The 26097-nt window shown below is 63.5% G+C and carries 19 protein-coding genes; 15 read left to right on the plus strand and 4 right to left on the minus strand.

Annotated elements, in window-relative coordinates:
• The first annotated feature begins 153 nt into the window (after window positions 1-153).
• The 8 genes from B5F40_RS01090 to B5F40_RS01130 all read left to right on the plus strand — a co-directional run bounded on the left by B5F40_RS01090 (window position 154) and on the right by B5F40_RS01130 (window position 11299).
• Window positions 154-864, plus strand: a complete 711-nt coding sequence (locus B5F40_RS01090) for a response regulator transcription factor (RefSeq protein ID WP_087192522.1) — start codon at window positions 154-156, stop codon at window positions 862-864.
• A gap of 30 nt (window positions 865-894) precedes the next feature.
• Entirely contained in the window at window positions 895-2565 is a 1671-nt protein-coding gene (locus B5F40_RS01095) for a sensor histidine kinase (protein ID WP_087192523.1), read from the plus strand.
• A gap of 83 nt (window positions 2566-2648) precedes the next feature.
• Window positions 2649-3527: a phosphoribosylaminoimidazolesuccinocarboxamide synthase gene (locus B5F40_RS01100; protein WP_087192524.1), complete on the plus strand. Its 879-nt coding sequence runs from the start codon at window positions 2649-2651 to the stop codon at window positions 3525-3527.
• A gap of 296 nt (window positions 3528-3823) precedes the next feature.
• Window positions 3824-4546, plus strand: a complete 723-nt coding sequence (locus B5F40_RS01105; protein ID WP_239442834.1) for a hypothetical protein — start codon at window positions 3824-3826, stop codon at window positions 4544-4546.
• Window positions 4547-4570: 24 nt separating this feature from the next.
• Window positions 4571-8308 carry a phosphoribosylformylglycinamidine synthase gene (locus B5F40_RS01110; protein ID WP_087192525.1) on the plus strand — a complete coding sequence of 1246 codons (3738 nt, stop codon included), beginning with the start codon at window positions 4571-4573 and terminating at the stop codon, window positions 8306-8308.
• 624 nt (window positions 8309-8932) lie between these two features.
• Complete coding sequence (locus B5F40_RS01120; RefSeq protein ID WP_087192526.1) at window positions 8933-9682, plus strand: GNAT family N-acetyltransferase; 750 nt, start codon at window positions 8933-8935, stop codon at window positions 9680-9682.
• Window positions 9683-9709: 27 nt separating this feature from the next.
• Window positions 9710-9931: a DNA-binding protein gene (locus tag B5F40_RS01125; RefSeq protein ID WP_087192527.1), complete on the plus strand. Its 222-nt coding sequence runs from the start codon at window positions 9710-9712 to the stop codon at window positions 9929-9931.
• 126 nt (window positions 9932-10057) lie between these two features.
• Window positions 10058-11299, plus strand: coding sequence for a Fic family protein (locus B5F40_RS01130; RefSeq protein ID WP_087192528.1), 1242 nt, complete (start codon window positions 10058-10060; stop codon window positions 11297-11299).
• 117 nt (window positions 11300-11416) lie between these two features.
• On the opposite strand, the gene B5F40_RS01135 is transcribed toward B5F40_RS01130, so the two are convergent.
• The gene (locus B5F40_RS01135; RefSeq protein WP_162610839.1) at window positions 11417-12841 is read right to left on the minus strand and encodes a response regulator transcription factor; all 1425 of its coding nucleotides are present in this window, start codon (window positions 12839-12841) and stop codon (window positions 11417-11419) included.
• 313 nt (window positions 12842-13154) lie between these two features.
• Here B5F40_RS01135 and B5F40_RS01140 point away from each other — a divergent pair, with 313 nt between their 5' ends.
• The 7 genes from B5F40_RS01140 (at window position 13155) to B5F40_RS01170 (ending at window position 20366) form a co-directional block, all read left to right on the plus strand.
• Window positions 13155-13715 carry a hypothetical protein gene (locus B5F40_RS01140; RefSeq protein ID WP_087192530.1) on the plus strand — a complete coding sequence of 187 codons (561 nt, stop codon included), beginning with the start codon at window positions 13155-13157 and terminating at the stop codon, window positions 13713-13715.
• Window positions 13716-13760: 45 nt separating this feature from the next.
• Entirely contained in the window at window positions 13761-16529 is a 2769-nt protein-coding gene (locus B5F40_RS01145) for a molybdopterin-containing oxidoreductase family protein (protein WP_087192531.1), read from the plus strand.
• Complete coding sequence (locus B5F40_RS01150) at window positions 16529-17113, plus strand: 4Fe-4S dicluster domain-containing protein (protein ID WP_087192532.1); 585 nt, start codon at window positions 16529-16531, stop codon at window positions 17111-17113. The genes B5F40_RS01145 and B5F40_RS01150 overlap by 1 nt, the downstream gene beginning before the upstream one ends.
• 1 nt (window position 17114) lies before the next feature.
• Window positions 17115-17981 (plus strand): DmsC/YnfH family molybdoenzyme membrane anchor subunit, encoded by an 867-nt coding sequence (locus B5F40_RS01155; RefSeq protein ID WP_087192533.1) that lies wholly within the window; start codon window positions 17115-17117, stop codon window positions 17979-17981.
• A gap of 84 nt (window positions 17982-18065) precedes the next feature.
• Entirely contained in the window at window positions 18066-18758 is a 693-nt protein-coding gene (locus B5F40_RS01160) for a TorD/DmsD family molecular chaperone (RefSeq protein WP_162610840.1), read from the plus strand.
• Complete coding sequence (locus B5F40_RS01165) at window positions 18745-19428, plus strand: 4Fe-4S dicluster domain-containing protein (RefSeq protein WP_087192535.1); 684 nt, start codon at window positions 18745-18747, stop codon at window positions 19426-19428. Before B5F40_RS01160 ends, B5F40_RS01165 begins: the two co-directional genes overlap by 14 nt.
• Window positions 19428-20366, plus strand: a complete 939-nt coding sequence (locus tag B5F40_RS01170) for a 4Fe-4S binding protein (RefSeq protein WP_087192536.1) — start codon at window positions 19428-19430, stop codon at window positions 20364-20366. The genes B5F40_RS01165 and B5F40_RS01170 overlap by 1 nt, the downstream gene beginning before the upstream one ends.
• Here the strand turns inward: B5F40_RS01170 and B5F40_RS01175 are convergent.
• The 3 genes from B5F40_RS01175 to B5F40_RS01185 all read right to left on the minus strand — a co-directional run bounded on the left by B5F40_RS01175 (window position 20358) and on the right by B5F40_RS01185 (window position 25382).
• Entirely contained in the window at window positions 20358-21578 is a 1221-nt protein-coding gene (locus B5F40_RS01175) for an Mbeg1-like protein (RefSeq protein ID WP_087192563.1), read from the minus strand. The genes B5F40_RS01170 and B5F40_RS01175 overlap by 9 nt on opposite strands.
• Before the next feature lie 498 nt (window positions 21579-22076).
• On the minus strand, window positions 22077-23780 hold the full coding sequence (locus B5F40_RS01180) for an FAD-dependent oxidoreductase (RefSeq protein WP_162610841.1): 1704 nt from the start codon (window positions 23778-23780) through the stop codon (window positions 22077-22079).
• A 153-nt stretch (window positions 23781-23933) separates the two neighbouring features.
• Window positions 23934-25382 (minus strand): helix-turn-helix transcriptional regulator, encoded by a 1449-nt coding sequence (locus B5F40_RS01185; protein WP_087192538.1) that lies wholly within the window; start codon window positions 25380-25382, stop codon window positions 23934-23936.
• Window positions 25383-26097: the final 715 nt, after the last annotated feature.

The following is a 26097-nucleotide window of genomic DNA, read 5'->3' on the forward strand; positions in this document are numbered from 1 at the left end:
CATGGTGTTTATTGTGTCATTTCCCGCACAGGTTACAGCTGCGTCCAGGGGAATTGCTACAATAACTGCAAACACGATCAGCGGGTTCGGGGCTGGTCCGCGCAGCGTGGTTTGTTCCGCTGCCGAGACGACGACAAGCTTGAGGAGTGATCCATGAGCAACGAAACGCGACGCATTCTTCTGGTTGAGGACGAAAAGGCCATTCGCGATGCCGTGACGGCGTATCTCGAACGCGAGAACTACTGGGTGACGGCGGTCGGCGACGGGCAGGAGGCCCTCGAGGAGTTTTCAAAGCACCATTTCGATCTGGTCATCCTCGACCTTATGCTGCCCCGCGTGCCAGGTGAGCGCGTCTGCCGCGCCATCCGCGACAATTCCGACGTTCCCATAATCATGCTCACTGCAAAGGGCGAGGTGGAAGATCGTATCATCGGCTTGGAGCTTGGCGCCGACGACTACCTGGTGAAGCCGTTCAGCCCTCGCGAGCTGGTGGCCCGCTCCCGCGCGCTTTTGCGTCGCGTCCACGCAGACAGCGAGCCGCAACGCGAGGTGTTGGAGTTCGGCGAGCTCACCATCGACGTGTCGGGCCACAAGGTGCTTGTCAACGGCGAGGAGATCGACCTCACCGCCAGCGAGTTCAAGCTGCTCACCACGCTGTCTCGCTATCCGGGACGCGTGTACTCGCGCATGGAGCTGGTGGAAAAGGTGCTCGGCTACGATTTCGAGGGCTACGAGCGCACCATCGATTCGCACGTGAAGAACCTGCGCGCAAAGATCGGCGACAATCCGCGCAACCCGAAGTGGCTGCACACGGTGCACGGCGTGGGCTACCGTTTCGAGGATCCCACCAAAGCCGCGCAGTAGTTCGACGTGCGGCAGGGGGGCGAACAGCGTATGACCGTCTCCGGGTGTCCGTCCGATACGGCGGATGCCCCGGGAGCGGCCGAGCGCGCTACGGCCGAGTCCGAGAACGGCGCGGCTAGTTCTGTCGCTCGCGTTTCCGAAAGCGAGGGGCACAGGAAGCGCCGCCGCAAGCGCTTCGGCTGGGAGAATTTCACATACACGACGCGCGTGACGGCAGCGTTCGCGTTCGTGGCCATCATGACGGCCCTCGTGGCCATCGGGGTGCTCTCATTCGTATGGGAGCAGCATTTCCAAACCTACACCGAATCGAACATGGAGTCGCTTGCCGAGTCGACGGCCCAGCGCATTGCGGCCGTGTACGCCGGAACGGAAGAAAAGCCCGGCACCGGCACGCTGCGCAGCGAGGAGGTTTTTCGCATCGGCCAGTACGCCGCTGGGTTGAGCGCAGGCGTTGCTGTGGACATCGTCGACAACCGCACTGGCGACCCTGCGGGTACGGTTGTGTGGTCCTCTTCTGAGATCAGCATCGATGACGGTATGGACGGTATGGGCGACATGGGCTCCGGGTCGCGTACGCTCACGCCTCCGGCCGCCGACAGCAATCGCTTCGCTTCGGCTGCCATCAAAGTGGACGGTGTGGCCGTTGGCTCGGTGCGCGTGTGGGTGTACGGCTCCGAGACGCTGACCACGCAAACCGACGAGGCGTTCCTCGATAACTCGTACCAGGCCATGGCCTTCGCCACGGTGCTGGCCATCGTGCTGGCCTCATGCATAGGCTTTCTGTTCGCGCGGGCGTTGGTGAGCCCCATCAACCGCATGACCAAAACGGCGAAAGCCATCAAAGAGGGCGACCTGTCGGCGCGCACCGAGCTGCATGGCGAGGACGAGATCGCGCGCCTCGGCGAGACGTTCGACGCCATGGCCGATTCCATCGAGCGTGATCGCAAGCTCGAACGGCGCCTCACCACCGATGTGGCGCACGAGCTGCGCACTCCGCTCATGGCCATCCAGTCCACGGTGGAGGCGATGGTGGACGGCGTGTTCGAAGCCGACGAGGAGCGCTTGGAGACGGTGAACTCCGAGGTGCAGCGCCTGAGTCGCCTCGTGGACGCCATCTTGAAGCTCTCGCGGCTCGAGAACCGCTCCACCCCCATGAAAACCGAGGTGGTGGACGTGGGCGAGCTTATCGAGGGCATCGTGGCCACGCACGAGGCCTTTGTGGCCGATTCGGGCCTCACCCTGTCCTACGAGCGAGAGCGCGGCGTGCGCGTGCTCGGCGACGCCGACATGATACGCCAAGCCACGGCCAATCTCATCTCGAACGCCGTGCGCTATACGCCTGAGGGGGGCCATATCGCCGTGCGGGTGAAAGCCGGCGACATCATGGCGTCCATCGCGGTGCAGGACACGGGCATCGGCCTGTCTCCCGACGAGGCGAAGATGGTGTTCTCGCGCTTCTGGCGCGCCGATGCCGGGCGCACGCGCGAGAGCGGCGGTTTGGGAATCGGTTTGTCGGTGGTGAAGGAGATCGTCGACCGCCATGACGGCTGGGTGCAGGTGGAGGGTCGCCAAGGGGAGGGCGCCACCTTCACTATCCACATCCCACTGTACTGGGAGGAGGACCAGCAGAAGGGCCAGAAGCAGCAACGGCAGCAAAAGCAGCAGAAATCGCGCGGGAAGTCGCGCAGAGACCAGAAATAGACGATAATGGTACGCGTCGGCAAAGAGGAGGCGCGTCGACCGCCGCGCCGGGGCGCGACGCCGAGAGCGACGAAAGGACGAGCATGACCGGAATGGACATCAAGCCCGATGCGCAAGGCAAAGTGCGCGATCTGTACGATTTGGGGGACAAGCTGCTGCTCGTGGCAACGGACCGCATTTCGGCGTTCGACTATGTCTTGGAAGACGAGATCCCGCACAAAGGCGCGGTGCTCACGCAGCTGTCCTGCTTCTGGTTCGAGCTTCTGGACGGTGTAGTGGAGAACCATCTGATCAGCGCCGACGTGGCCGATCTGCCCGAGCGGTTCAAGCCTTACGCCGACTACCTGCGCGGCCGTTTCATGCTGGTGAAGAAGGCCGACATGTTCCCCGCCGAGTGCATCGTGCGCGGCTATTTGGCCGGCACCGGCCTCAAGGAGTACCAGAAGCAGGGCACGGTGTGCGGCATTCAGCTGCCCGCGGGCCTTGTGAACTCCTCGAAGCTGCCCGAGCCCATCTTCACTCCGTCCACGAAGGCCGAGGTCGGCGGTCACGACGAGAACATCAGCTTCGAGCGTCTGTGCGAGGTGGTGGGCGCGGACGAGGCCGCGCAGCTGCGCGATCTGGCGCTTGCGGTGTACACGAAGGCGCGCGACCATGCGGCTGATCGCGGTGTGATCATCGCTGACACGAAGTTCGAATTCGGGAGCTTGGGGGGCAAGATCATCCTTGCCGACGAGGTTCTCACGCCTGATTCGTCGCGTTTCTGGCCTGGCGATGAGTACGAGGCGGGCAAGGATCAGCCCAGCTTCGACAAGCAGTTCGTACGCGACTGGCTTTCCGCCAACTGGGACAAACAGGGCACCCCGCCGCGTTTGCCGCAGGACATCATCGAGCGCACGAGCCAGAAGTACATCCAGGCTTACGAGCTGATCACCGGCAGGGAGTTTGTTCCATTCGCCTGACGGCGAACGGAGCACCTCGACGCTGCGCCTTGCGCCGTCTGCCTGACGGCAGCCGGAACGCCTCGACGCTGCGAGGCGTTGAGGCGTCCTGGCTTGCCGCTCCAAGCCCTCCTCGCGGCCAAAAAGGCCGCTTCGTTGGGCTTTCACGGCAATTCGGGCACCTCAACGCCTCTCGCTGACGTCGGCGGACCTGCGAGGTTTTTCTGTTCGGCCTGCGGGTTGCTTTCGGGCTGAGAGTTCGCCTTCGGCTTGCAAGTTTTTGAGTATTGGACCTACGAGTTTTTTGAGGGAGCACCATGTCCCAGCGCAATCCTATGAACGATCGCTATCAAACCGACGAGCATCGTGGGCAGACGCGCAAGAGCGCCGCTTCGGCGAAACCCAAGGCGAAGGCCGCTTCGTCGGTGCGCATACAGCCTACGGTGAAGACGAAGCAGCAGAAGAAGGCCGAGCAGCGCGCTCAACGCGCGAAGCAAGTCGAGATCGACCGTCAGTACTACAATCCTCCCACCGCCGAATACAAGCGTCTGCGCAAAATATGGTGGGGGCTGCTCATCGGCGCCATCGCGATGACGGTGCTGACGTGGTTGGGACGCTCGTTCCTTCCCGAGGCGGGTACGTACGTCACGCTCGGCTTGGCGTACGCATGCATCATCGGCGCGTTGTACGTTGAATTTTCGAAAATCCGCAAGGTGCGCCGCGCTTATCAGGAAGAGATGATGGGCAAGAAGACAAAGGAGATGCGTGCGGCCGAGAAGCAGCTGAAGGCCGCCGAGCGTGCCGCCAAGAAAGAGGCCGCCGCGAAGGCCGAGGAAGATGCCGAGGCGGCCGGAGCCGAGTCCGACGCGTCGAAGAAGCGCGGTCTGTTCGGCAGCGGCTTCAAGCTGCCGAAAGTCGGGAAGGCGGCATCCGAAGGGTCGAAGGGCAAAGACGGCGAGAGTGGCGCGGGCGACGCGGCTTCCGCGTCCGGCGATGCTCGCGCGGCCGGCAAGGCCAGCGCGAAGGATTCCACCAAATAGCTAAGAAGAGGAAAGGGCGGGATCATGGTTTCTCGTGTCTACGTGGAGAAGAAGCCCGGTTTCGACGGTGCGGCCCAGGCGCTGGCGCACGAGCTGCGCGACATCGTGGGCGTCGAGCGCTTGGAGGGCGTGCGGCTTTTGAACCGCTACGACGTGGAGGGCATCTCGGAAGAGCTGTTCGCGCGCTGCGTGCCCACGGTGTTCAGCGAGCCGCAATCCGACGTGGCCACGTTGGAGATGCCCGATGTGCGGGGCGGGGTCGTGTTCGCGGTTGAGTACCTGCCCGGCCAGTTCGACCAGCGCGCCGACAGCGCGAGCGAGTGCATCCAGCTGATCAGCCAAGGCGCGCGTCCCGAGGTGCGCAGCGCCACCGTCTACGTGCTGGAGGGCGCGCTTTCCAACGAGGACGTGGCCGCCGTCAAGCGCTACGTCATCAATCCCATCGAGGCGCGCGAGGCGTCGCTTGAGCCGCGAACGACGCTGCGGATGGAGCAGCCCGTGCCTTCCGACGTGGAGGTGCTCGAAGGTTTCCTCGATTTGGACGAGGCGGGGCTGGCGGCGTTTCTGTCCGAGCGCGGGCTGGCGATGGACGGGGCCGACCTCGCGTTCTGCCAGAGCTACTTCGCCGAGGAGGGGCGCAACCCCACCATCACCGAGATCAAGATGATCGACACCTACTGGTCCGACCACTGCCGCCACACCACGTTCGGCACGCGGCTTACCGATGTGCGGATCGACGACGACGCCGTGCGCGCCGCGTACGAGCGCTATCTGGATCTGCGCCGCGAGCTGGGGCGCGAGGAGAAGCCGGTGTGCCTCATGGACATGGGCACCATCGGCGCGCGCTGGCTGAAGGCGAAGGGCATCTTGACCGGTCTCGACGAGTCCGAGGAGATCAACGCCTGCACCGTGAAGTGCAAGGTTGACGTGGATGGGGAAGAGCGGGATTGGCTGTACCTGTTCAAGAACGAGACGCACAACCATCCCACCGAGATCGAGCCGTTCGGCGGCGCGGCCACCTGCGTGGGCGGCGCCATCCGCGACCCGTTGAGCGGGCGCAGCTACGTGTACCAGGCCATTCGCGTGACGGGCGCAGCCGACCCCACGGTGCCGGTGAGCGAGACGCTTGCGGGCAAGCTGCCGCAGCGCAAGCTGGTGACGACGGCGGCTGCGGGCTACTCGTCGTACGGCAATCAGATCGGTTTGGCAACGGGCCAGGTGAACGAGTTGTACCATCCCGGCTACGCGGCCAAGCGCATGGAGATCGGCGCGGTGGTGGGTGCCACGCCGGCTGACCATGTGCGGCGCGAGACGCCGGCTCCGGGCGATGTGATCGTGCTTTTGGGCGGGCGCACGGGCCGCGACGGCATCGGCGGGGCCACGGGCTCGTCGAAGGCGCACACCGCGGGCTCGCTTGAAAGCTGCGGCGCAGAGGTGCAAAAGGGCAACGCGCCGGTCGAGCGCAAGATTCAGCGCCTGTTCCGCCGCGGCGAGGCGTGCCGCCTCATCAAGCGCTGCAACGACTTCGGTGCGGGTGGCGTGTCGGTGGCTGTGGGAGAGCTGGCCGACGGCCTGCTCATCGACCTCGATTGCGTACCCAAGAAGTACGACGGTTTGGACGGCACCGAGCTTGCCATCTCCGAAAGCCAGGAGCGCATGGCCGTGGCGCTGGCCGCCGAGGACGTGGAGGCGTTCTTGGCGCTGGCTCGCGAGGAGAACCTTGAGGCCACGCCTATCGCCGAGGTCACCGAAGAGGCGCGCGTGCGCATGACGTGGCGCGGGCAGACCATCGTGGACGTGAGCCGCGCGTTCTTGGCGTCCAACGGCGCGCCGAAGCAGCAAGATGTGCGGGTGCTGCCGGGGAGCGCGTATGAGCGCACGTGGGAGGGCGGTTCGCTGGCAGGGCGCATGGAGGCGCTCGTCTCCGACCTCAACGTGTGCTCGAACAAGGGGTTGTCGGAGCGCTTCGACTCGACCATCGGCGCAGGTACGGTGCTCATGCCGTTCGGCGGGTCGCGTCAGCTCACCCCGGCGCTTGCCATGGCGGCCAAGCTGCCGGTGCTCGGCGAGACCACCACGGCAAGCGGCATGGCGTGGGGCTTCAACCCGTATCTGACGGAGGCCGATCCGTTCGCAGGGTCGTACGTCGCCGTGGTCGAGAGCGTGGCGAGGCTCGTCGCCTCGGGGTTCGTGCGTGCGGACATGTACCTGACGTTCCAGGAGTACTTCGAGAAGCTGCGCGACGTGCCTGAGCGTTGGGGCAAGCCCGTGGCGGCGGTGCTCGGCGCGCTCATGGCGCAGGTCGATCTGGGCGTTGGGGCCATCGGCGGCAAGGACTCCATGAGCGGGTCGTTCGAGGACTTGGACGTGCCGCCTACGCTCGTGTCGTTCGCGACGGCGGTGGGACCGGTCGATCGCGTGACGTCGCCCGAGTTCAAAGGCGCAGGGCATAGCATCGTGCGCATCGCTCCCGCCTCTTATGAGGGCGTTCGTCCCGAAGCGGCGGGGCTTCTGGAAGCCCTTTCGACGGTGGAGCGCCTTATCGGCGAAGGAGCGGCCCTTGCGGTGTCCACGCCGGGGTACGGCGGCGCGGCTGAAGCGCTGTTCAAGATGTGCGTGGGCAACGCCATCGGCGTGGCGCTGGCCGACGGCGTGACGGCTGACGAGTTGTTCGCGCCTGCGTACGGCAGCTTCCTCGTGGAGATGGCCGACGACGCCGCGCTGCCGACGGCCACCGAGCACCTGCGCGTCGACGAGCTGGGCGCGACGACGGAAGCCTACGTGTTCTCGGCGTGCGGCGAAGCGCTGGACATGGCCGCGTTGCAGGAGGCGTGGGAGCATGCGCTTGAGGACGTGTTCCCGTATAGGGGTTCCGCCGAGGATTGCGAGCGTGCGGAGGTCGTTGAGACGGTGTCCTTTACGAGCGCGGCTCCGCTTGTGCGCAGCGGAGGTCCCCTTGCTCGCCCGCGCGTGGTCATCCCGGTGTTTCCGGGTACCAACTGCGAATACGACAGCGCTCGTGCGTTCGAGCAGGCGGGGGCTGTGGTGGACACGTTCGTCATCAACAACCTCACGCCCGACAAGGTGGCCGAGAGCACTGCCGAGCTGGCGCGCCTCATCGGGGGCAGCCAGATCGTCATGCTGCCCGGAGGTTTCTCCGGCGGCGACGAGCCGGACGGCTCGGCGAAGTTCATCACGGCGTTCTTCCGCGCCCCTGCCGTCACCGAGGCGGTGCGCGATCTGCTGCAGAATCGCGACGGCCTGATGCTGGGCATCTGCAACGGCTTCCAGGCGCTCGTGAAGCTGGGCCTCGTGCCGTACGGTGACATCCGCCCGATGGACGAGGGCTGCCCCACGCTCACGTTCAACAACATCGGCCGCCACCAGAGCCGCCTCGTGCGCACGCGCGTGGCTTCGAGCCTGTCGCCGTGGCTCTCGCGTTGCGAGGTGGGCGACGTGCACACGGTGCCCATCAGCCACGGCGAGGGCCGTTTCGTGGCATCGTCCGAGCTGCTGGCGCAGATGAAGGCGAACGGCCAGATCGCCACGCAGTATGTGGACGAGTGTGGCGTGCCGTCGATGGACCTCTCGGTGAATCCCAACGGCAGCGTGCTCGCCATCGAGGGCATCACGAGCCCCGATGGGCGCGTGTTCGGCAAGATGGGCCACTCAGAGCGCCGCGGCGACGGCCTGTACAAGAACGTGCCGGGGGACCGGTTCCAGCGGCTGTTCGAAGGCGGCGTGAGCTACTTCACGGACTAGGGCGTAAGCGGCGCATCCTCCCGGGTGCGCCGCGTGCGTTTGGGGCCTCGTCGCCAACCTGGCACCTGCATGCCCGCCACCGGTTCGACGGGCGCGCTGCTCCCCGTCGCAGGCTGTCGGTATGCGTTTGGCGGCTGGCGACCGACGGCCGATCGAATGGGACGCATGCGTCCGCCGTGCAGGTCCGCCCGCCGAGGGCGCCAGGTGCGCTGCTCGCGTTCGTCCGCCTGCGCCGGTTGGCGGTCTGCGCCTCTCCCGCCCGCCCGATGCGCTGCTTACGCCTTTCGGTGCCGCTGCGAAGTGTTTCACGTGAAACACTTGTTGCAATGAATTGCGATTATAGAACATATATACGGTATGAAGGGAATGGAAATCGACGACGAAGGGGGGTGCTCATGAACTTTCTGGATGAGTTCGACGGTGGGGCGCCGGACGATGGCGGGCGCGAGGTCGCAAGCGCATCGGTGGTGTGCTTGCATTGCGGCGGCAAGGAGCTTGATGAGTGGTCGGCCTAGTTGAACACGGCCGGCGCGTCGTTTCTCGGACTCGATTGGGCCAGCACGCTTTCCCTCGTGCTCGTTGGCCAAGGCTGCGGCCACCTGGAATGGATTCTATAGGAGGAAAATGGAACCCGAATTCGTCAACCTCACGCCGGAGAACCTCGCCGAAGAGCACCTCTCCTGCATCATCCGCGTCAAAAAGCCCCATCCGGGCGTCGAGGCGAAGCGCCGATGGCTGGCCGACCGCCTGCGCGAGGGCCATGTGTTCCGCAAGCTGCAGGTGAGGGACCCGGTGTTCATCGAGTACGCTCCGCTCGAAACGGCATGGGCTCCCATCGTGGGCGACAATTACCTGTACGTGTACTGCCTCTGGGTGTTGGGCGACTCCAGGGGAAAGGGGTACGGGCGCGCGCTCATGGAGTACTGCCTTGCCGACGCGCGCGATCAGGGTAAATCGGGCGTGTGCATGCTGGGCTCGAAGAAGCAGAAGTCGTGGCTGTCCGACCAGTCGTTCGCGAAGAAGTTCGGCTTCGAGGCGGTGGACGCCACCGATGACGGCTACGAGCTGCTCGCGCTGTCGTTCGACGGCACCGTGCCGGCGTTCACGCCGCGCGCCAAGGCGCAGAGGATCGAGCGCGACGAGCTGACGATCTACTACGATTTCCAGTGCCCCTACGTGCCCGGGCATATCGCCGCAGTGCAGCGGTACTGCGAGGAGAATGGGGTTCCGCTGACGTTGATCCAGGTTGATTCCCTGCAGGCGGCGAAGGACCTGCCCTGCGTGTTCAACAACTGGGCCGTGTTCTACAAAGGCAAGTTCGAGACCGTGAACCTGCTTGACACCGCTTATTTGAAAAGGATACTCAAGAAGTAGGCGAAACTCCGGCGAAGGAGGTGCGGAATGGGTTTTCTCGAAAGCTTCAACCGCGGACTGAGCGGGGATGACGGTTACGAGTTCGCGGGCAGGCAGGTGGCGTGCGCGCACTGCGGCGGCACCGCGTTCGACGAGCGGTCGGCACAGCTCAACACGATGGGCCTCACGTTCCTCGACCTCGATTGGGCGAACCGGAGCGCCACGGTACTCGTCTGCAAGAACTGCGGCCACCTCGAGTGGTTCTTGTGATGCAGGTGTTGAAATGTATCAAATAGAAACTGATTCCCTGTCGCTATTTGATAGAAATCGCGATTTTGATCAAATAGAGTAGTATAATGACGCTTGTATTTGATGACAATAGGGCAGGATCAGTATATGAGCGACTACCCAACGCTGGAAAAGCTCTTCTATTCCGACTCGTCGTCCGAGCGCGTCGAGCATGTGAGGGCCGAGGCTGAAAAGCGGCTCAACAATCCCGCCTCATTCCGCACGGGCATCGAGCTGTCCTCGGGGGAGCTCTTCCTGGCAACGCCGCGCGAGCTGTCTCTCCTCAACGAGAAGATGCTTCGGGCGGAGCGCAAGGTGTCCCAGCTCTGGCGCGATCTGCCGGGTATCGCACGGTGGGCGTATTTGCGCAGCCTCATCATGGACGAGATCATGTTCACCAACGAGATGGAGGGCGTCCACAGCTCCCGTCGGCAGATCGAGGAGGCGCTCGAAAGCGCAGAGGCGAAGCGGCCGACGAAGGAGGCGAAGCGGTTCAGGGAATTCGCCAGCCTTTACTTGGAACTCACCGATTCGAACCACGTGTACCCCCAGACGCCTGCCGACATCAGGACGATTTACGACAAGGTGGTCGCCGATGCCATCGACGGCCGGGATCTTCCGGATGGGAACCTGTTCCGGGCCGGGCTCGTGGACGTGAAGTCGGCGAGCCAGAAGACGCTTCACACGGGAGTGGGCCCGGAGGACAAGATCGTTGAGATGGTCGACCGCATGATCGAGCTGGTCGCCTCGCCCGACATCCCGCAGACGTACTCGGCCATCCTCTCGCATTTCCTGTTCGAGTACATCCATCCGTTCTACGACGGCAACGGAAGGACAGGGCGGTACCTGCTGGCGCTCTATTTAAGCGAGCCGCTGTCGAAGACGACGGTGCTCTCCCTTTCACGCGTGATCGCGGAGAACAAGGGTAAGTATTACAAAGCGTTCGACGTGACCGAGCGCCCGATGAACCATGCTGAAGCCACCTTCTTTGTGATGCAGATCATAGAGCTGATCAGGTTGGCGCAAGACTCGCTCATCGAGAGCATCGAGCTGAAGCGGATGCAGCTCGACGCCGCGTGCGCGTGCATGGGGCGGCTAGCATCGGGATGCGAGCTTACCGACATGGCTGTGAACGTGCTGTTCGTTATGGCCCATTTCCACCTGTTCGGCGCGTTTTCCGAGGCCTCGCTCAAGGATATCGCTGGGAACCTCGAGGTGAGCACGCAGACGGCGCGCCGGTACTTGCAAGAGCTGGAAGGGAAGGGCCTCATTGCAACCGTATCGAGGAAGCCGCTCAAGTTCGTGCTGAGCGACAAGACCGTGGAAGCGCTCGAGATGCCTGCGGCGTAAGGGGGCGAACGAGCCGCAGATGGCGGAGCTGGTCGAGCGACGCTCCTCGAACGGCTGCGCCATGACGCCCTCGCCGACTTTTTTTCGGTGGCGAGGGGTGCGGGTTTCAGAGGGGTCCTACGTCTCGCGCCTCGCCAGCCCCCTCAACTCCTCCTCGCTGTGTATTTCGCACTTGAGGAACAAGTTTCGGCGGTGGGTCTTCACGGTCTCGCGCGCGATGACCAGTTCGGCAGCGATGTCGTCGATGCCCTTGCCCTTCAGCATCAGCTCGAGGATCTCTGATTCGCGCGCCGTCAAGCCGAAGCGCAGCGCCACGGCGCGCGCAGCGTCCTCGTCATCGGGCTCGGCCGGCGAATCGGCCTCTTCCTCGTACAAAGAGATGGGCGCGAGATCCTGATCGTTGGGCAGGATGAAAATGGTCGCGGCGATGGCCAAAGCTGCGATGATGTTGAACCATGCGGAAAGGTCGGCTTCCGAAACTCCCTGGGCCATGAGCACGAGGCATGCCTGTCCGCCGAGGAACACAAGCGCGCCGTGGACGGTGTAGGCGAGCCCGAACAGGCGCAGCGCGGAAGCGCCGTTGCGCCAGCACTGGTGCGTGAGAATGACGATGCACAGGATCTTGACGAGCTCGTCGCAGGCTGATCCGCACGTGTCGGAGATGATCCCCATTAGCGGAAACTGGGCGGGCAACAGCAGAAACGCCACTGCGGTCAAAGGGAGCAGGATGCGAAAGACGAACGAGATGCGGAACCGAGGGCCCCATATGGCCACGCCGACGAGGATGATCAACGCCATGGCGAGCGACCCGACGGCGGTGTAGGAGCCCGATGCGAACATCTGGTTGCCGATCATGGGCTCGCGGAACGCGAGCGCGAAGCCGAAAAGGGATAGCAGCGTGATCGCGCGGGTGATCAGCCGCGCGTTTGTCAGCGCCCAAGGATCGATGCGACGGGCGGCGACGAATCGCGTGCCAAGCCAGATGACAAGGGGAGTGAGCACCGCCGCCGCAAAACCGCCTGCCGCCAAGGCTTCGAAGCCGGCTGCGTAAAGCGGCGTGATGAGCGAAAGCGTGATGAGCGCCGAAAGCAGATAGCATGCGAGCGCTGCGGGCGGCTTGAGGAGCGTGATCGATTCGAACCAGAGCATCGATGCCAGACCGATGCCGAGTCCTCCGACGCCCGCACCGCCGAATTGCAGGAAGGCCGCCGCTTCGGGCGCGAAGGCCGAGGTGAGCATGAGCGCCGTGCCCATCGTCAAGAGCGCCGCGCAGGCAAGGTGCGAGCCGCGCCGGTTCGCGATGGTCGTGAGGCGGTACGACAGCGCGAAGCAGGCAAAGAACCCTAGCGTGCGGAACAAGATGAAAACCTGATGGGAGTTGCACGCCGTCGTGGGAAGGTCGACGATCTCGCCGATGAAGAAGATGTCGGCCCAGCCATGGAACAGCGCATAGGCAACCATGAGCAGCGCTATCGCACGGCATGCGCCGAACGAGATTCCCTCTCCCCGCGTCTGTGTCCCCGTCCTGATCTCGGCCTGCATAGGCGCCTGTCTTTCCTGCGAGTCCTCCGAATGCGTTTCTCGCATTCTCCCCCGGCTGTTTAACCCACGAAAGCATTATAGGAGTCTGAGGGCCGACGCATCAAATGACCTTCGGGGATAGGATATGATCCGGCGCCGCCTCCTGTTTGGTAAGTTTAGTCCCAAAACCCCAGGTGAATCATGGTTCATGGAGGCGGGTTTAGAGACGCGGTTAGAAGCGGTTAGAAAACTTACCCTTTGATTTAAGCGTCATGCGGTAGTGCTCACCGCGCGCGTTTTCCATAATGTCGCCCTCGACGAGGGGGTGAAACCAATGGAGGAGAACATCAAACGACGCATTTCCGCCGAGCCGCGCTACGAGAAGGCGCTGTACCGCATTCTCGGAGACTGCCTCGATCCCATCGCCTTCAGCGACCTTGAACCAAAGATATGCGCCTATCCCGAGATGCACGTGCAGCTTTACGAACCGGCCACGCTCGTGTCATGGCTCGTGGAATCGGGCGCATTGAAAGCGTCCGACGCCGCCGAGGCTGCCGATTCTGGGTCGGACGCAACGGATGACGGGGCGGTCGATGTGGTGTTGGTTGCCACCGAGGCGGGAGAGCGGGTATGGGCCCAGCACGAGGAGGCCGATGAAGTGGCGCGCCTCATCGAGACGGCCGGATCTGCGGATCCTGCGTACCGGCGCGTGCTCGAGCTGTGCCGCATCCCGCGATCCAAACGGGAAGTGGAGCAGGCGCTCGTGGCGGAGGGGTTGCTCGACGTGAGAAAGCGGCAGGTGAGCTGCTATCTCGACAAGCTTGAGAAAGCTGGCGGCCTGGTATGGAACAAGGGTTGGACGACCACCGGGCAAGGGCTGACGCAGTTGGACTGAGCAGGTTGGTCGCGAACAATCGGCATCAACGCAAAAGGAGGATTGATGAGTAAAGCTCAAATCACCCGCAGGTCGTTCGTGGGTGCGACGGCCATTGCGGGTTTGGCTGCCGCCATAGGGGGAACAGGGCTCGTGAGCCTCGTTTCCGCGCCGAAAGAGGCCTTGGCCGCAGAGGAGTCGGAAACCAAGGTGGTGAAAACCTGCTGCGCCGGCTGCGTGGGCCGCTGCGGCGTGCTCGCGCACGTGCAGAACGGCCGCGTGGTGAAGCTGGAGGGCGATCCCGACCACGTGTACTCCAAAGGCGCTATCTGCGCGAAGGGCCTGTCGTTCATCCAGGCGCTTTACAATCCCAACCGCATCAAGTACCCGCTCAAGCGCGTGGGCGAGCGCGGGTCCAATCAGTGGGAGCGTATCAGCTGGGAGCAGGCGATCGACGAGATAGCCGACCAGCTTCTGGAGATCGAGGAAAAGTACGGCGCCGAGGCCATCCAGGTGGGTTACGGCGGAGGCGGCTCCACGTACTACGACGGCTACGCGAGCCGTTGGTGCCACGTCATGGGCTGCCACAAGTTCGAGCCGGGCGGCCTGCAGTGCCTGCAGCCGCGTCAGACCATGTCGCAGCTCATGTGGGGCAAGAACAACAACGACTTCGTCAGCTACGAGGGCCTCAACGTCGAGCTCATCAAGGGCGACCAGACCAAATGCATGGTGCTTTGGGGTTCGAATCCTTCCAGCTCCTGCGTGGCGAGCGGAGGCCGTCCGGCGGCGCAGATTCGCGCCATGGGGGCCAAGACCGTGGTGGTCGATCCGCGCATGACGGCCGACGCTTCCAAGGCCGACGTGTGGCTTCCGGTGCGTCCCGGCTCCGACGTGGCGCTTTTGATGTGCTGGATCAACTACATCATGGATCACGAGCTGTACAACAAGGAATCCGTGATGAAGTGGACGAACATGCCCTACCTCGTCAACCTTGAGACCGGCTACACTTTGAAGCCCGAAGAGGCCGGGCTCGAGCCCGAAGAGCTGGCCTACATGGTGTGGGATGCTAAGACCGGCTCGGCGCAGAAGATGTCATACCCCTACGACGACGCTTTAGAGCCGGCGCTCGAAGGCGGCCCCTACACCGTGAACGGCATTCGGTGCATGCCGGCCTACCAGCTCATCCACGAGCGTTGCAGCGAATGGACGCTGGAAAAGGCGGCCGAGGTGTGCTGGCTGGAAGCGGACATGATCGAGGAGGCCATCCGCCTCTACGCCGAGAACACGCCCGGCTTCATGTCCATGGGCATGACCGGCGACCACGCCGTCAACTCGCCGCAGGTGGGCATCTGCCAGTTCATCCTGGAGGCCATGATGGGCAACTACTCCAAGCCCGGCACCATGATGCAGATGTTCTCCTCCGACGGCCCCTATTGGCCCGAGCCCGGCACGCTGGAGCATTTCATGACCGAAGAGCAGTACAAGAAACGCTTCGGCTGCATCGAGTACAAGGCTTCCGGCCGCCGCGAGTGGACTCACAACTCGCTCATGCTCGACGCCATCTTCAGCGGCGAGCCCTACCGCGTGCGTGCCATCATCGAGCGTTCGCTCAACAAGATGACGAACATGCCGAACGCGGCGAAATGGGGCGAGGCGTTCGAGTCCATGGATTTGAACGTGCACCACATCATGTACCCCACCTCGTTCTCCATGTACTGCGACTACCTGCTGCCCACAACTGAGTGGCTGGAGAACCACTGGGGCTTCGGAGCTGAGAACAAGTTCTACGTGCGCCAGCCTACCACGCATTTGTGGGAGGCGGTGGAGGATCCCATGTTCTTCTCCATGCTGGCCAAGAAGATGGCGGACAAGGGTCATCAGCGGTTCATCGACTCCTTCGATCCCGAGAAGTGCAAACCCACGCCCGAGAACCTTCCGGAGGGTTTCGCCGTCGAGTTGTGGGAAGGCACGGAGATCCCCTGGGAGCCTTCGATGGAGGAGATGCTCACGGCCAACTTCAAGTCGCAAGATCCCGATGCGATGAGCTGGCAGGAGCTGTGCGACTACGTGCAGGAGCATGGCTACTTCGAAACGTGCACCGACGAGGAGTACCAGCAGTTCCACGTGTACGAGCGCATCGACGAGGAGACGGGCAAGCCCCAAGGATTCAACACCCCCTCCAAGAAGCTCGAATGCTATGGCGAGCAGATCATCACCTTGGGTCGCACCGGCGCGCCATGGTCGCTCTACGAGCTCGAGCCGGCCAGCTTCGAGTACGATCCGCTGCCCTACTATCGCGAGCCGAACGAAAGCCCGCTCGACCCCCAGCTGGCGGAGGAGTACCCGCTCGTCATCACCGGTGGCCATGTGAGCATGTACACCCACGGCACGCTGCGCAACGTCCCGTGGATCCGCGAGCGGTTCCCGGTACCCGAGGTGTGGGTCAACCCGGTGGACGCCGAGAAGTACGGCATCGAGCACAAGGGTTGGGTGTGGCTGGAAAGCCCCCGCGGCAAGACGCAGGCGCGCGCCAATGTGACGAAGCGCATCGCCCCCGGCGTCACGTGGATGGAGCGCTTCTGGTTCCCCGAAACCGTCGATACGCCCACAAAAGGCTTCACCGAGATGAACATCAACATGCTGACGAACGATCAAGGCCCCTTCGCCGACTTCATCGGGTCAGTGACCTACCGCGGGTTCCAGGTGAGGATATCTCCGGCCGACAGCGCGCCGGCTGGCATCTGGACTGAGCCCGAGCAGTTCGAGGCATGGCTTCCCAACTACGACGAGGTGGAAGCGACCAACGATAAGGACCAGTTCAAGGGGGTTTATTGATGAGCAAGATGACCATGGTCATAGACCTTGATAGGTGCATCGGCTGCTATGCGTGCGAGATCGCCTGCAAGCAGGAAAACGACGTTGCCTTGGGATCCTATTGGAACAAAGTGGAGACCATGGGCCCCTACGGAGACTTCCCCCACGTGGAGATGTACTTCCTGCCCACCATGTGCCAGCACTGCGACAGCCCCACGTGCGTGAGCGTGTGCCCCACGCACGCCACGCACCAGCGCGAGGAGGACGGAATCGTGCTGGTGGATCGCGACAAGTGCATCGGCTGCCAATACTGCGCCATGGCCTGCCCCTACGGCGCGCGCACCTTCAACAAGAAGCAGAAGGTGGTGGAGAAGTGCACGCTGTGCGCCCACCTGCAGGCAGTGGGCGACAAGCCCGCATGCGTCAAGTGCTGCTCGGGCGGCGCGCGCATCTTCGGCGATGCGGATGATCCGGCGAGCGATGTGTCGAAGGCTTTGGCCGAAGCCGACGCCGACGCGATCCACTCGCTTCCCGACGTGGGCAACCAGCCGTCCATCCGCTACATCCTGCATTCGAAGATCGCGACATGGAAGGATCTGATCTAGCATGGAAATCCAATGGTCCCTCGTTTTCTTCGCGGCGTTCATCTGCTGGGGCGCCGGAATCTATGCGATGACGGTGGTGTTCCGCGGGTTATTCAAGGCGCCTGAGCGCATCGTCGCCCCGGCGTTCGTTGTGGCGGCTGTCACGGTGGTCGTCGGAGCCATCGCGTCCATGACGCACCTCGGGCATATCGACCGGATCTTCGGCGTGCTGTCCAATCCGGGCTCCGGCATCTTCGTCGAAGGGCTTTCCGCGGCGCTGCTCGTGATGATCGTGATCGTGTACCTGGTCGCCGAAGCTCGCAAGGCTTCGGCCGGCACGCTGCGTGCGTTGGCCATAGTGGGCGTCGTGCCCGCGTTCGTGGTCACGTTCGCGGTGGGATCGAGCTATCTTATGGTGGCGCGGCCTGCTTGGAACGTTGTCGTGCTGCCGCTCGTCTCCATCACGACGGCGCTTTCGTTGGGAAGCGTGACCGTCCTTGCGATCGACGCGCTCACAGCGGGCAGGGCGAAGGACGCGGATGTCGAAGCCCCGGCTGCCAAGCGCATGGACGCGTTCGCCCTCGCTTTGGTGGCGGTGCACGCCGTTGCGGTTGCCGCGTACGCTGTTTCGGTGGCGACCGCTCCCTATCAGGACGCATCGCGCTCTGCAGCCCGCATGCTGACCGGAGATATGGCCCTGTTGTTCTGGGGCGTCGTAGTGGTTCTCGGCATCGGCGCGCCGCTTGCCGCCTTGCTCGTGCGAAACCGCAAGGGGGCCTCGGTCGCGTTGGCGGCGGCCGCCGTGTGCATGGTGGCGGCTGCGGTGGCGTTCCGCGTCATCATGTTCTCGCTGGGCAGCAGCATCATCGATTTCGGATTCACCCTGTAGCCCTTGCCGGAGGACGAGGGCGGGAGGGCGGCCCTCTTGCCCTCGTCCTCCGCCCCCTCCCTCGCTCGTTAGATTGGAATGATCATGGACGCTTGTGCCGAATACCTTGAAGTGGCGGAGAACCGTGTTGCCCTGTACGGCTTTTTCGCGCGCGTGTATCGCAGCGAAGTGGACGCCGAGTTGCTCGCTGCCTTGAAGCAGATCGACTTCCGGGTGGAAGAAGGTGAAGCGCGCTACGTTGAGGGCGCGGCGCGTTTGCAGGCCTGGCTGAGCTGCCCGTCCTTCACGATGCGCAAGGACCTCGCAGTCGATTACGCCAAAGTGTTTTTGGCGGCGGGCATCTCACAGGGCGGCGCCGCGTTTCCGTACGAGAGCGTGTACACGAGCCCTGAGGGCCTCGTGATGCAGGAGGCTCGCGATGAGGTGGTTCGCCTCTATCGCACGAAAGGGCTTTCCGTGGGAGGCGTCGTCGAGCCGGAAGACCACGTGGCTTTCGAGCTCGAGTTCATGACGCTTCTGTGCCGCGAGGGCGAGCGCGCCGCACGCTCGGGAGATGCGGAAGGCGTGTGGGCGAGCATCGACGAACAGCGCGCGTTTTTGGCGAACCACCTGATGAACTGGGTGCCGCAATTCTGCGAGGATGTCGCTCGGTATGCGAACACCGATTTCTACCGGGCCGTCGCATCCATGACGGAGGGCTTCATCGCCATGGACGCCGCCCTGCTGGAGCAGATGGAGTGCAGGCGAGGAGGTGCGTCCGTCCATGTCGCCTCATGAAGACGAGCGAAGGGGGAGGTTTTCGGCCTCTTCGGGAAACGGCGGTTTGCGTGCGTCGATCACACGGAGATCGTTCCTTGCGGCCGCCGGCGTGTCGGCGTCCTTGCTCGCCGTGGGCGGCGTCGGCGCGTTGACGGCGCACGGCGAGATGCTTCGCCCTCCTGGCGGCCAGGATGAGCGCGCGCTCCTAGCAGGGTGCACCCATTGCGGCCGCTGCGTGAGCGCATGCCGCACCAAGGCCATAGGCGTCGCTTCCATCTCCGACGGCCTTCTGGAGGCGCGCACGCCGGTCATGCGTTACAGCCTGGGGTTCTGCGACTTTTGCGGCGACTGCGCGGAGGCATGCCCCACCGGCGCACTTCGCGCCTTCGATGTGGAAGCGGCGCAAGCGGGCGATGTGTCCGCCTGTTGCGTGGGCAAGGCGAAGCTTGATCGCGCAACGTGCCTCGCTTGGACGTCGAGCAGCTGCAACCTGTGCCATGAGGAGTGCCCCTACGACGCGATCGCTTTGAACGCCGACGGTATGCCCATAGTCGACGAGGCGCTTTGCAACGGATGCGGCGTGTGCGAGTACGTGTGCCCCGTGCTTTCCCTGCGAAGCTACATCGGCGGCACCGCGCGCGCCATCGCGGTTGAGCCGGTGCGGGCGAAGGAAGGGGAGGTGTCGTGATGAAAGCCGAAGAAACGGGGGAGAAGACCTCGGTAGCGTCGCGGCCGCGTCGCAGGCGCATCCGCGTGGCGCGGACGGCTACGGTGCTCGGCGTGCTTGCCGTGTACGTCGTGGGCGTAGTGCTGAGCACGGGGCTGGGATCGCTTTCCGCTTTCGGCATCGGGGACATCGCGGCCGTGTGCCCTGTAGGCGCGCTTGAGACCATGATCGCGGGGCGCATCGTGCTGCCGCTGCCTTTGATCGCCATCGTTCTCGCCGTCCTCGCTGCGGTGTGCTTCGGCCGTGCGTTTTGCTCGTGGGTCTGCCCCGTGCCTTTGACGCGCAAGCTGGTCACCAACAAGCGAGAGCGTGACGCCTTCGCCGCCGACCGCAAGAAGGGCCGCCTTCTCTCGAAGCGCGGATGGCCGGGGCTTGGCAGGAATGGGACGTCGGCGCTCGGCGTGCTTGGTGTCGCCTTGGCGACCACGCTCGTCTTCGGGTTCCCGGTGTTCTGCCTGGTGTGCCCTATCGGGCTCGCGTTCGCCACGCTGTTCGCCCTCGTCAGGCTCGCGATGTTCAACGAGCTGGTGGTCGACCTGGTCGTGTTCCCCGCGTTGATCGTGTTCGAGCTGGTGGTGCTGCGCAAGTGGTGCGCCACGCTCTGCCCCGTGGGAGCGTTCCTCGGCCTGTTCGCGCGGTTCAACCGCACGCTCGTGCCGACGATCGACGAAGAGAAGTGCTTGGCGACGGCGACGGGGACTGCGTGCGACGCCTGCCATGCGGCGTGCAGCTCCGACATCGACCTGGTGCGCGATGCGGGTACGGGCGCGCTGCACGATTGCACGAAGTGTCACGAATGCGCCGATCATTGTCCCGCGTCGGCCATCACCTTCCCGTGGCGTCGGCCGAAGGCGAGCGCTGTTGCGGATGAGCCGGATCGGACTCCGCTGTCATCTTGAGGGGGTCTTCGACACTCCGTCCTCGCTCGGGTTGACGGCCGCCCCCGCCTGCCCCTTCCCCTTGGGGGTGATCCATTGCAGCAGGCCGTGGGTCGCTTCGCGGGCGGCCACCTCGGCGAGGGAGCCCAGCGCTTCGGCCAGCACGTCGCGCGCTTCGCCGTCGACGTTCTTGGCAGCCTCGCCCAGAAGCGCGATGGACTTCGCGCCGCCCGAGAACACCTCGGTGGCATCCCGCGCCCCCGACGCCTCCACGGCTTGGAAGAACGCGTCCACCACCACGGCCACCTCCTCGTCGCTGAACTGCGCCAGCCATTCGGTGAGCACGGCGTCGGCGAGCTGCGCGCCGTCGGTGAGCCCCTCGAGGTAGAGGAAGTCATCGCCGGCCACCTCCCACGAGAACACGCTGTGCTGGTCGATGCCCTTGGCGGTGCTCCTCACCACGCGCGGCGGCACGTGCGACTCCATGAGCAGGCCCACGACCGAGTCCTGCGGCACGGTGCGGTGGATGCGGCCCTCGAGCGGCGCCCAATCGGCGGGCGCGAACATGCCTGCCTTGAAGCCGGGCCCGTCGTGCGTGAACACGCGCTCGATGCGGTCCTGCACGGCTGGCTTCGCCCGTAGCGCCGCGTACAGTGCGAGGTTGCCGCCTTTCGAGTGCCCGCCCACGAACAGGCGTTTCGGCAGCCGCGGCGCGACGGCCTCCAGGTAGCGCACGGCCTGCTCCTGTGCCGGCACGGGCGCATCGTACACCATGTTGAAGTTCTCGCGCCAGCCGGTGAACGAGGCATCGGTGCCGCGGAAGCCCACGTAGGCGAACTCCTTCTTGTGCACGAACGTCATGGCCGCGAACTGCATCTGACGGTCGGTGTCGAACAGGCTCAGGTAATCGCGAAGGCGCATGTCGCGGAAGCGCGGGCTGGCGGCCAGCGCGAAGAGGTTTTCCTTGATCTTCCCTGGCACGAGGCCAGTGAACATGTCGTCGAACAGCTCGGCGCGTAGCGCGTCGACGAAGCGTGCCGAGTGTCCGACGGGGGAGAGGAGGTTCTCGACGATTGTTTTCAGGCCAAGGAACGTCCTGCGTTCGCGCAGGGCGGGCACCACTCCCTCGGCACGCACCATGCAGAATTGCGAAAGCGCGGCTGAGTCCACCGGATTGAACGGCTTTTCCTCGAAGGCGGCGAATTCGGTTGCCAGGTAGTCGAGGATGTTCATGGGCAATGCTCCTCGCTCTTCGTCTTGCGCGGTACGGCGCGCGTCGCCTCCCATCGTAGCGCGTCGTTTCCCCGCGCAGCTCGAAAATTCAAGCTTGTGGGCAAAAGGTGACTTGCCGTCTCGGTGATCGCGCGTTCGCCCTTGCGAAAGGAGGTTTGATTGGGCGAGCGTGGCAGGATCGGCTGCTTTCGTCGTGCTGTTCGCGCGATTGCACGAACATTCTCAACGTGTTTGAGGCCAGGATGCATGGCGCGATGCGTTGGATTCTCTGAATTGATGCTGTCCTCCGGCGAGCAGTATTGTGCTTGGAGTGGAAGTTGTAGCGTGGGTGCGCGTTCGGAGCGGTCGTGGGTGGGATGCTCGGCCTATGGCGCCGTGTGCCGTGTCAGCGTCGTCTTGGAAGCTGCCTTGAACGGTGGACGAGGGGAGAGGAACCGACTCCCTCTCCCCAGCTCAGTGTACGTACGCAGAGGGCGTAGCGGAGGCTTTGCCGAAAGCCTATGCTATACCTGCTTTGTATCCGCCGAGCGTCTCTCCCCTTGCGAGCGCAGATCCCACTAGATAGCCGTACGTCATGCCGCGTCCGTGGCTTGTGCCCGGCAGCGTGACAGGGTAGGAGTTCGCGAAAAAGTCTCCTTGCACATTGCCGATGGCGAACAACCCGCCAATAGGTTGATCTTCGGTGTCGAGCACTTGGGAGTTTTGGTCGACGCGCAAACCGTAAGGGAGGGCGAGCAGCCAGGCCGACACGTTGCTTGCGTAGAACGGGCCGTCCTTGACCGAGCTGAGGAATCTCGGTGGAACACCGAAATCGGGATCCTCTCCCGCATCGCAGAACGAGTTGTAGCGCTCGACGGTTCGTTTGAGCGCGTCACCCGGCACGCCGATTGCCTCGGCCAGTTCGTCGAGCGTCTCGCCCTTGAAGAAAGCGCCATCGGTTACGGCTTGTTCCACCTTGTCTTCCAGCCCGTCCATGAACGATTTCGACTTCGTCGGCTCCTGTCGCTGCGCGTGCTCGGGATAGTGCGCATCCCAGATGGCCCATGCCACGTTCCCTGGAGTGTTCATGCGCGCGTTCGTTACGATGGGTTCGAAGCCCACCTCGCAGCAGTAGCGCATGCCGTCGCGGTTCACGGTGAGCCAACAGGTGTCGAAGCCGGGTCCCATAACAGATAGGCTCACTGGGTGGATGATGGGGGCGGGATAGCAGGGCGAGAGGGCCGCGCCCACCCACGAGCCCATGATCAGGCCATCTCCCAGGTTGCCTCCTACAGGAAAGTAGTCTGACTTGTCGGCTCGCAGTGCGATAGGGCAGAAGCAACGCTTCATCTCCTCGTTGTCGGTGATGCCGCCCGTTGCCAGGATGACGCCTTTGGTGGCGTTGATGCGTTTTGCGCCTTCGTCATCGCGCACGATGACGGCGGTTACCGCATTGTTCTCGCGGACAAGCTGTTCGGCAGTGGTGTTGAACGCGAATACGGCCCCCCGCTCCTGTGCATCGTCGGCCACCATGTTGATGAAGTACCCGACATTCCATGGCTGTTCGGGAAGATCGCTGCCCTCGGGAAGCAGGAACTTGTGTGCTGTGCGGAATTGCTTGAAGCGGTCGTCGAGCGTGTCCCAGTCAGAACGGGCGGTCATCTCGCTGTTGAGGACAACTTCGTAGCCCGTCTCTTTGGCCATGTCGATGTATCGATCCATTATCTCGCCGCTGCGTTCGACGAACGTTCTGATGAGATAATAGTTTGCCTCCGATTGACCCCACTGGTAGATGAGGCGCGCGGCGAGAGCGGAATCGATGTTCACGCCCTCCTGTAGTTGCAGCGACGACCCCACAGCCCCGATGTCGGTGCCGTGGGCGGTGACGCCTTCGAACTTCTCGGCCACGTATACGCTAGCACCGGCTTCGGCTGCCGCTTGTGCAGCTGTGCAACCTGCTATGCCCGCGCCGACGATGACGACATCATATGTCTCCTCGGCCACTGTCTCTGGTAGCTCAGGCGCGGGGTCGAGCCAGGCATGCGATGCGGTTGCCCCAGATCCATTGTTGCCCGCATTCGAGGTGCCGCCGTTAGATGATGGCGCACATCCGCCCAAGCTCGTCAGCGCGGCGGTTGTTCCCGCTAGCGCGGCGCTCGCGAGGAACGTACGGCGTGACAAGCTTTTCCCTTTGGCCTCATGATGACTGTTCGTGCTTCCCATGATTTCCTCCTCTTTCATCCGGTGAAGGAATCCCTTCGCTGCCGAGCATAGGGTTCGGATGGGAATGCCGAAAGCGCCCACAAGGGGTGAAAGACATGGAAGGAAATCGTAACCCGCCGAGGGTGACGCGATCAGAGGCTTGCGCGGACGTTCCTACATGCCTCGCGTTTCGCGATCCATGCACGCTTCGACGAGGGCGCGTGCCTCTTGCTTCGCATGGATGCCGAGTTTCGCGTAGATGCGCCGGGTGTGAGTTTTTACGGTGTCGTTGGATATGCAGAGTTGTTCGCGGATGGCGGCACGATCCTTGCCATGCACCAACAAGGCGAATATCTCGGTTTCCCGAGCGGTGAGTCCGCCATCCTCGGCCACTAACTGTGTGCAGTGCTCGAATTGCTGCTGATGCTGCTTGTTCATCTCGCGCATATCACGCGAGCGATCGGAGCGTGCGCGCCTGAACAGCACTGCGAACGCGAGCACGAAAAGATACACCACTACAAGTGAGAGGATGCTGGCGGCCTCGCTTCCTTCGAAGCCGGCCTGCGTGAGTGCATCGCTGATGACCGACCCTATGAGCGAGCTTCCCAAAAATGCGAGCAGTCCTGCCGAAAACACGATGAAGGGATCGCGTCCTGTTGCGTGGGATTGGTCGACGCAGAACACCCACAATAAGAAGTAGAAGTACCCATGTCCGATCGTGGATACGATGAGTGGTAGCGGAAGGTGCCCTGTGAACTGGGGAAGCAGCAAAAAACCTGCGGCAAGCAAGGGGAACGACACCTCGCATACCAAATAGAGCTCGCTCTCCTTGCGGTAGAACACCGTCGTTGCGGTCAACAGCAGGCCCGAAATGGCCACGCCGATGACGGTGGCCGTAGCGGCTTCCTCTGCCGTTCCTTGCCCGAAGTTCAGCGTTGCGCTGCGCATGACGCCGTAGACGAGCCCTCCTAGTACGGCCAATCCGAGCAGGTCGATGCTGTGGCGCTTGCGACCGTCATGCGCCGAACGCATGTGCGCAGGTTCGCTGATAGTGCGATCGGCAACATACAGCAAAACGCCTGACGCAAGCGGCATGGTCACGGCAGCTACTCGCGTCGCCATTGGCGGCAAAGGTGCTACGAGCCCGAAGAGCACGGCAGTGAGCACTGCGTATGCGGCCATGTCAAACAGTACGCGTCGAGGCTTCAGCTTGGATAGATGATCGCCCCAGCGCAAGAATGCCAGCGCGCTGCCTATACCTGTGCCCGCTGCCCCGACGATTCCGATTATCGCCTCGTTCGTCATGGGGTGTATGGAGAGGCAAAGCGTACCGGCGGCCATGAGCGCAGACGATATCGCAACAGCACTGTGGCGCCGCAACGCTTGTAGCGGTCGGGCGACGAGCGTGACGAAAAACACACAACAGGTGATAAGCAGCGAGAGCGTCCATACCTGGTGCTGTAAAACGACGGGCGAGTCTGGCGGCGATTGCAGTGACAGTGCAGCCGAAGAAAACACAATTTGCAGCCACGTCCAGAACAAAGCCATGCCGAACAGGCGTGCAGGGTGGCGAAGCTCTTCATGAGCCAGGTTCGCGAACCCCTGCACGTCCCTGCTAACCATGTTTCCCTTTTCCGCTTCGGCCGCCTTACTATGCCTCGATTATAAGGCAGCTCGCTCGCTTTGCGCCAGCTGAGGTCAAACGCTTCTGAGGATACTCCATTCGCTTCTTCGCGTTGGTACCCGAAGCGTTGCCTTGGCTGGGATCGGGTCGATTGTTTCGCGTGAAGCAATTACGTATGTCCAGGAGGGAACGCGCAGATAGGGCGTGCGAAAATGCGGGGCGCTCGGATGGCGTGTGCTCGAATGTGCGGTAGTGCGGAAACGGCGCGCATCTGCGGGACGGTCTCGGGGTTACCGGGACAGGGAGTGGGCCAGAGCGCTCGCGTGCTTAACGCGGCGTCGGGCGCGCCGGGTGGAAGCGATGCGTGTGCGTAGAGCGCCGTTACGGAGGACAATCCTCCTGCGGCAAGCAGGCTTCCTGCGAATGCGGGGACGTTGCGGACGGGATCTGACGTGGGGCGTCCGGCGCGTTTCTCGCGTGCGACAAGGCCCGCGAGCGTCGCGGAGCATCCAGCCAGCCCCATCCGACCGACAGGGCGAAGGCGTCCAGAGAGGGCGTGAGGTCCGTTTTGTCACGGGGAAGGAATCGAAGTGCGTTGAGGAATACGGGGAACGGCAGCCCTGCTCCTCCAATCGGAGCTGCGGTGAGACGGGGGCTCGCCGAGGATCAGAACGGGGCGTCCCCCGATTTTATGTGCATGGGTGGGATAGCGCG

It is taken from the genome of Gordonibacter sp. An230 (assembly GCF_002159915.1).
Classification (GTDB): domain Bacteria; phylum Actinomycetota; class Coriobacteriia; order Coriobacteriales; family Eggerthellaceae; genus Rubneribacter.

Bases quoted from the DNA above. Each gene is read 5' to 3' on its own strand.
- B5F40_RS01105 (WP_239442834.1), top strand. From the start codon at position 3,824: ATGTCCCAGCGCAATCCTATGAACGATCGCTATCAAACCGACGAGCAT.
- B5F40_RS01095 (WP_087192523.1), top strand. From the start codon at position 895: ATGACCGTCTCCGGGTGTCCGTCCGATACGGCGGATGCCCCGGGAGCG.
- B5F40_RS01155 (WP_087192533.1), top strand. From the start codon at position 17,115: ATGGAAATCCAATGGTCCCTCGTTTTCTTCGCGGCGTTCATCTGCTGG.
- B5F40_RS01185 (WP_087192538.1), bottom strand. From the start codon at position 25,382: ATGGTTAGCAGGGACGTGCAGGGGTTCGCGAACCTGGCTCATGAAGAG.
- B5F40_RS01110 (WP_087192525.1), top strand. From the start codon at position 4,571: ATGGTTTCTCGTGTCTACGTGGAGAAGAAGCCCGGTTTCGACGGTGCG.
- B5F40_RS01145 (WP_087192531.1), top strand. From the start codon at position 13,761: ATGAGTAAAGCTCAAATCACCCGCAGGTCGTTCGTGGGTGCGACGGCC.
- B5F40_RS01150 (WP_087192532.1), top strand. From the start codon at position 16,529: ATGAGCAAGATGACCATGGTCATAGACCTTGATAGGTGCATCGGCTGC.
- B5F40_RS01100 (WP_087192524.1), top strand. From the start codon at position 2,649: ATGACCGGAATGGACATCAAGCCCGATGCGCAAGGCAAAGTGCGCGAT.
- B5F40_RS01160 (WP_162610840.1), top strand. From the start codon at position 18,066: ATGGACGCTTGTGCCGAATACCTTGAAGTGGCGGAGAACCGTGTTGCC.
- B5F40_RS01165 (WP_087192535.1), top strand. From the start codon at position 18,745: ATGTCGCCTCATGAAGACGAGCGAAGGGGGAGGTTTTCGGCCTCTTCG.
- B5F40_RS01120 (WP_087192526.1), top strand. From the start codon at position 8,933: ATGGAACCCGAATTCGTCAACCTCACGCCGGAGAACCTCGCCGAAGAG.
- B5F40_RS01140 (WP_087192530.1), top strand. From the start codon at position 13,155: ATGGAGGAGAACATCAAACGACGCATTTCCGCCGAGCCGCGCTACGAG.
- B5F40_RS01180 (WP_162610841.1), bottom strand. From the start codon at position 23,780: ATGGGAAGCACGAACAGTCATCATGAGGCCAAAGGGAAAAGCTTGTCA.
- B5F40_RS01090 (WP_087192522.1), top strand. From the start codon at position 154: ATGAGCAACGAAACGCGACGCATTCTTCTGGTTGAGGACGAAAAGGCC.
- B5F40_RS01135 (WP_162610839.1), bottom strand. From the start codon at position 12,841: ATGCAGGCCGAGATCAGGACGGGGACACAGACGCGGGGAGAGGGAATC.
- B5F40_RS01170 (WP_087192536.1), top strand. From the start codon at position 19,428: ATGAAAGCCGAAGAAACGGGGGAGAAGACCTCGGTAGCGTCGCGGCCG.
- B5F40_RS01175 (WP_087192563.1), bottom strand. From the start codon at position 21,578: ATGAACATCCTCGACTACCTGGCAACCGAATTCGCCGCCTTCGAGGAA.
- B5F40_RS01130 (WP_087192528.1), top strand. From the start codon at position 10,058: ATGAGCGACTACCCAACGCTGGAAAAGCTCTTCTATTCCGACTCGTCG.
- B5F40_RS01125 (WP_087192527.1), top strand. From the start codon at position 9,710: ATGGGTTTTCTCGAAAGCTTCAACCGCGGACTGAGCGGGGATGACGGT.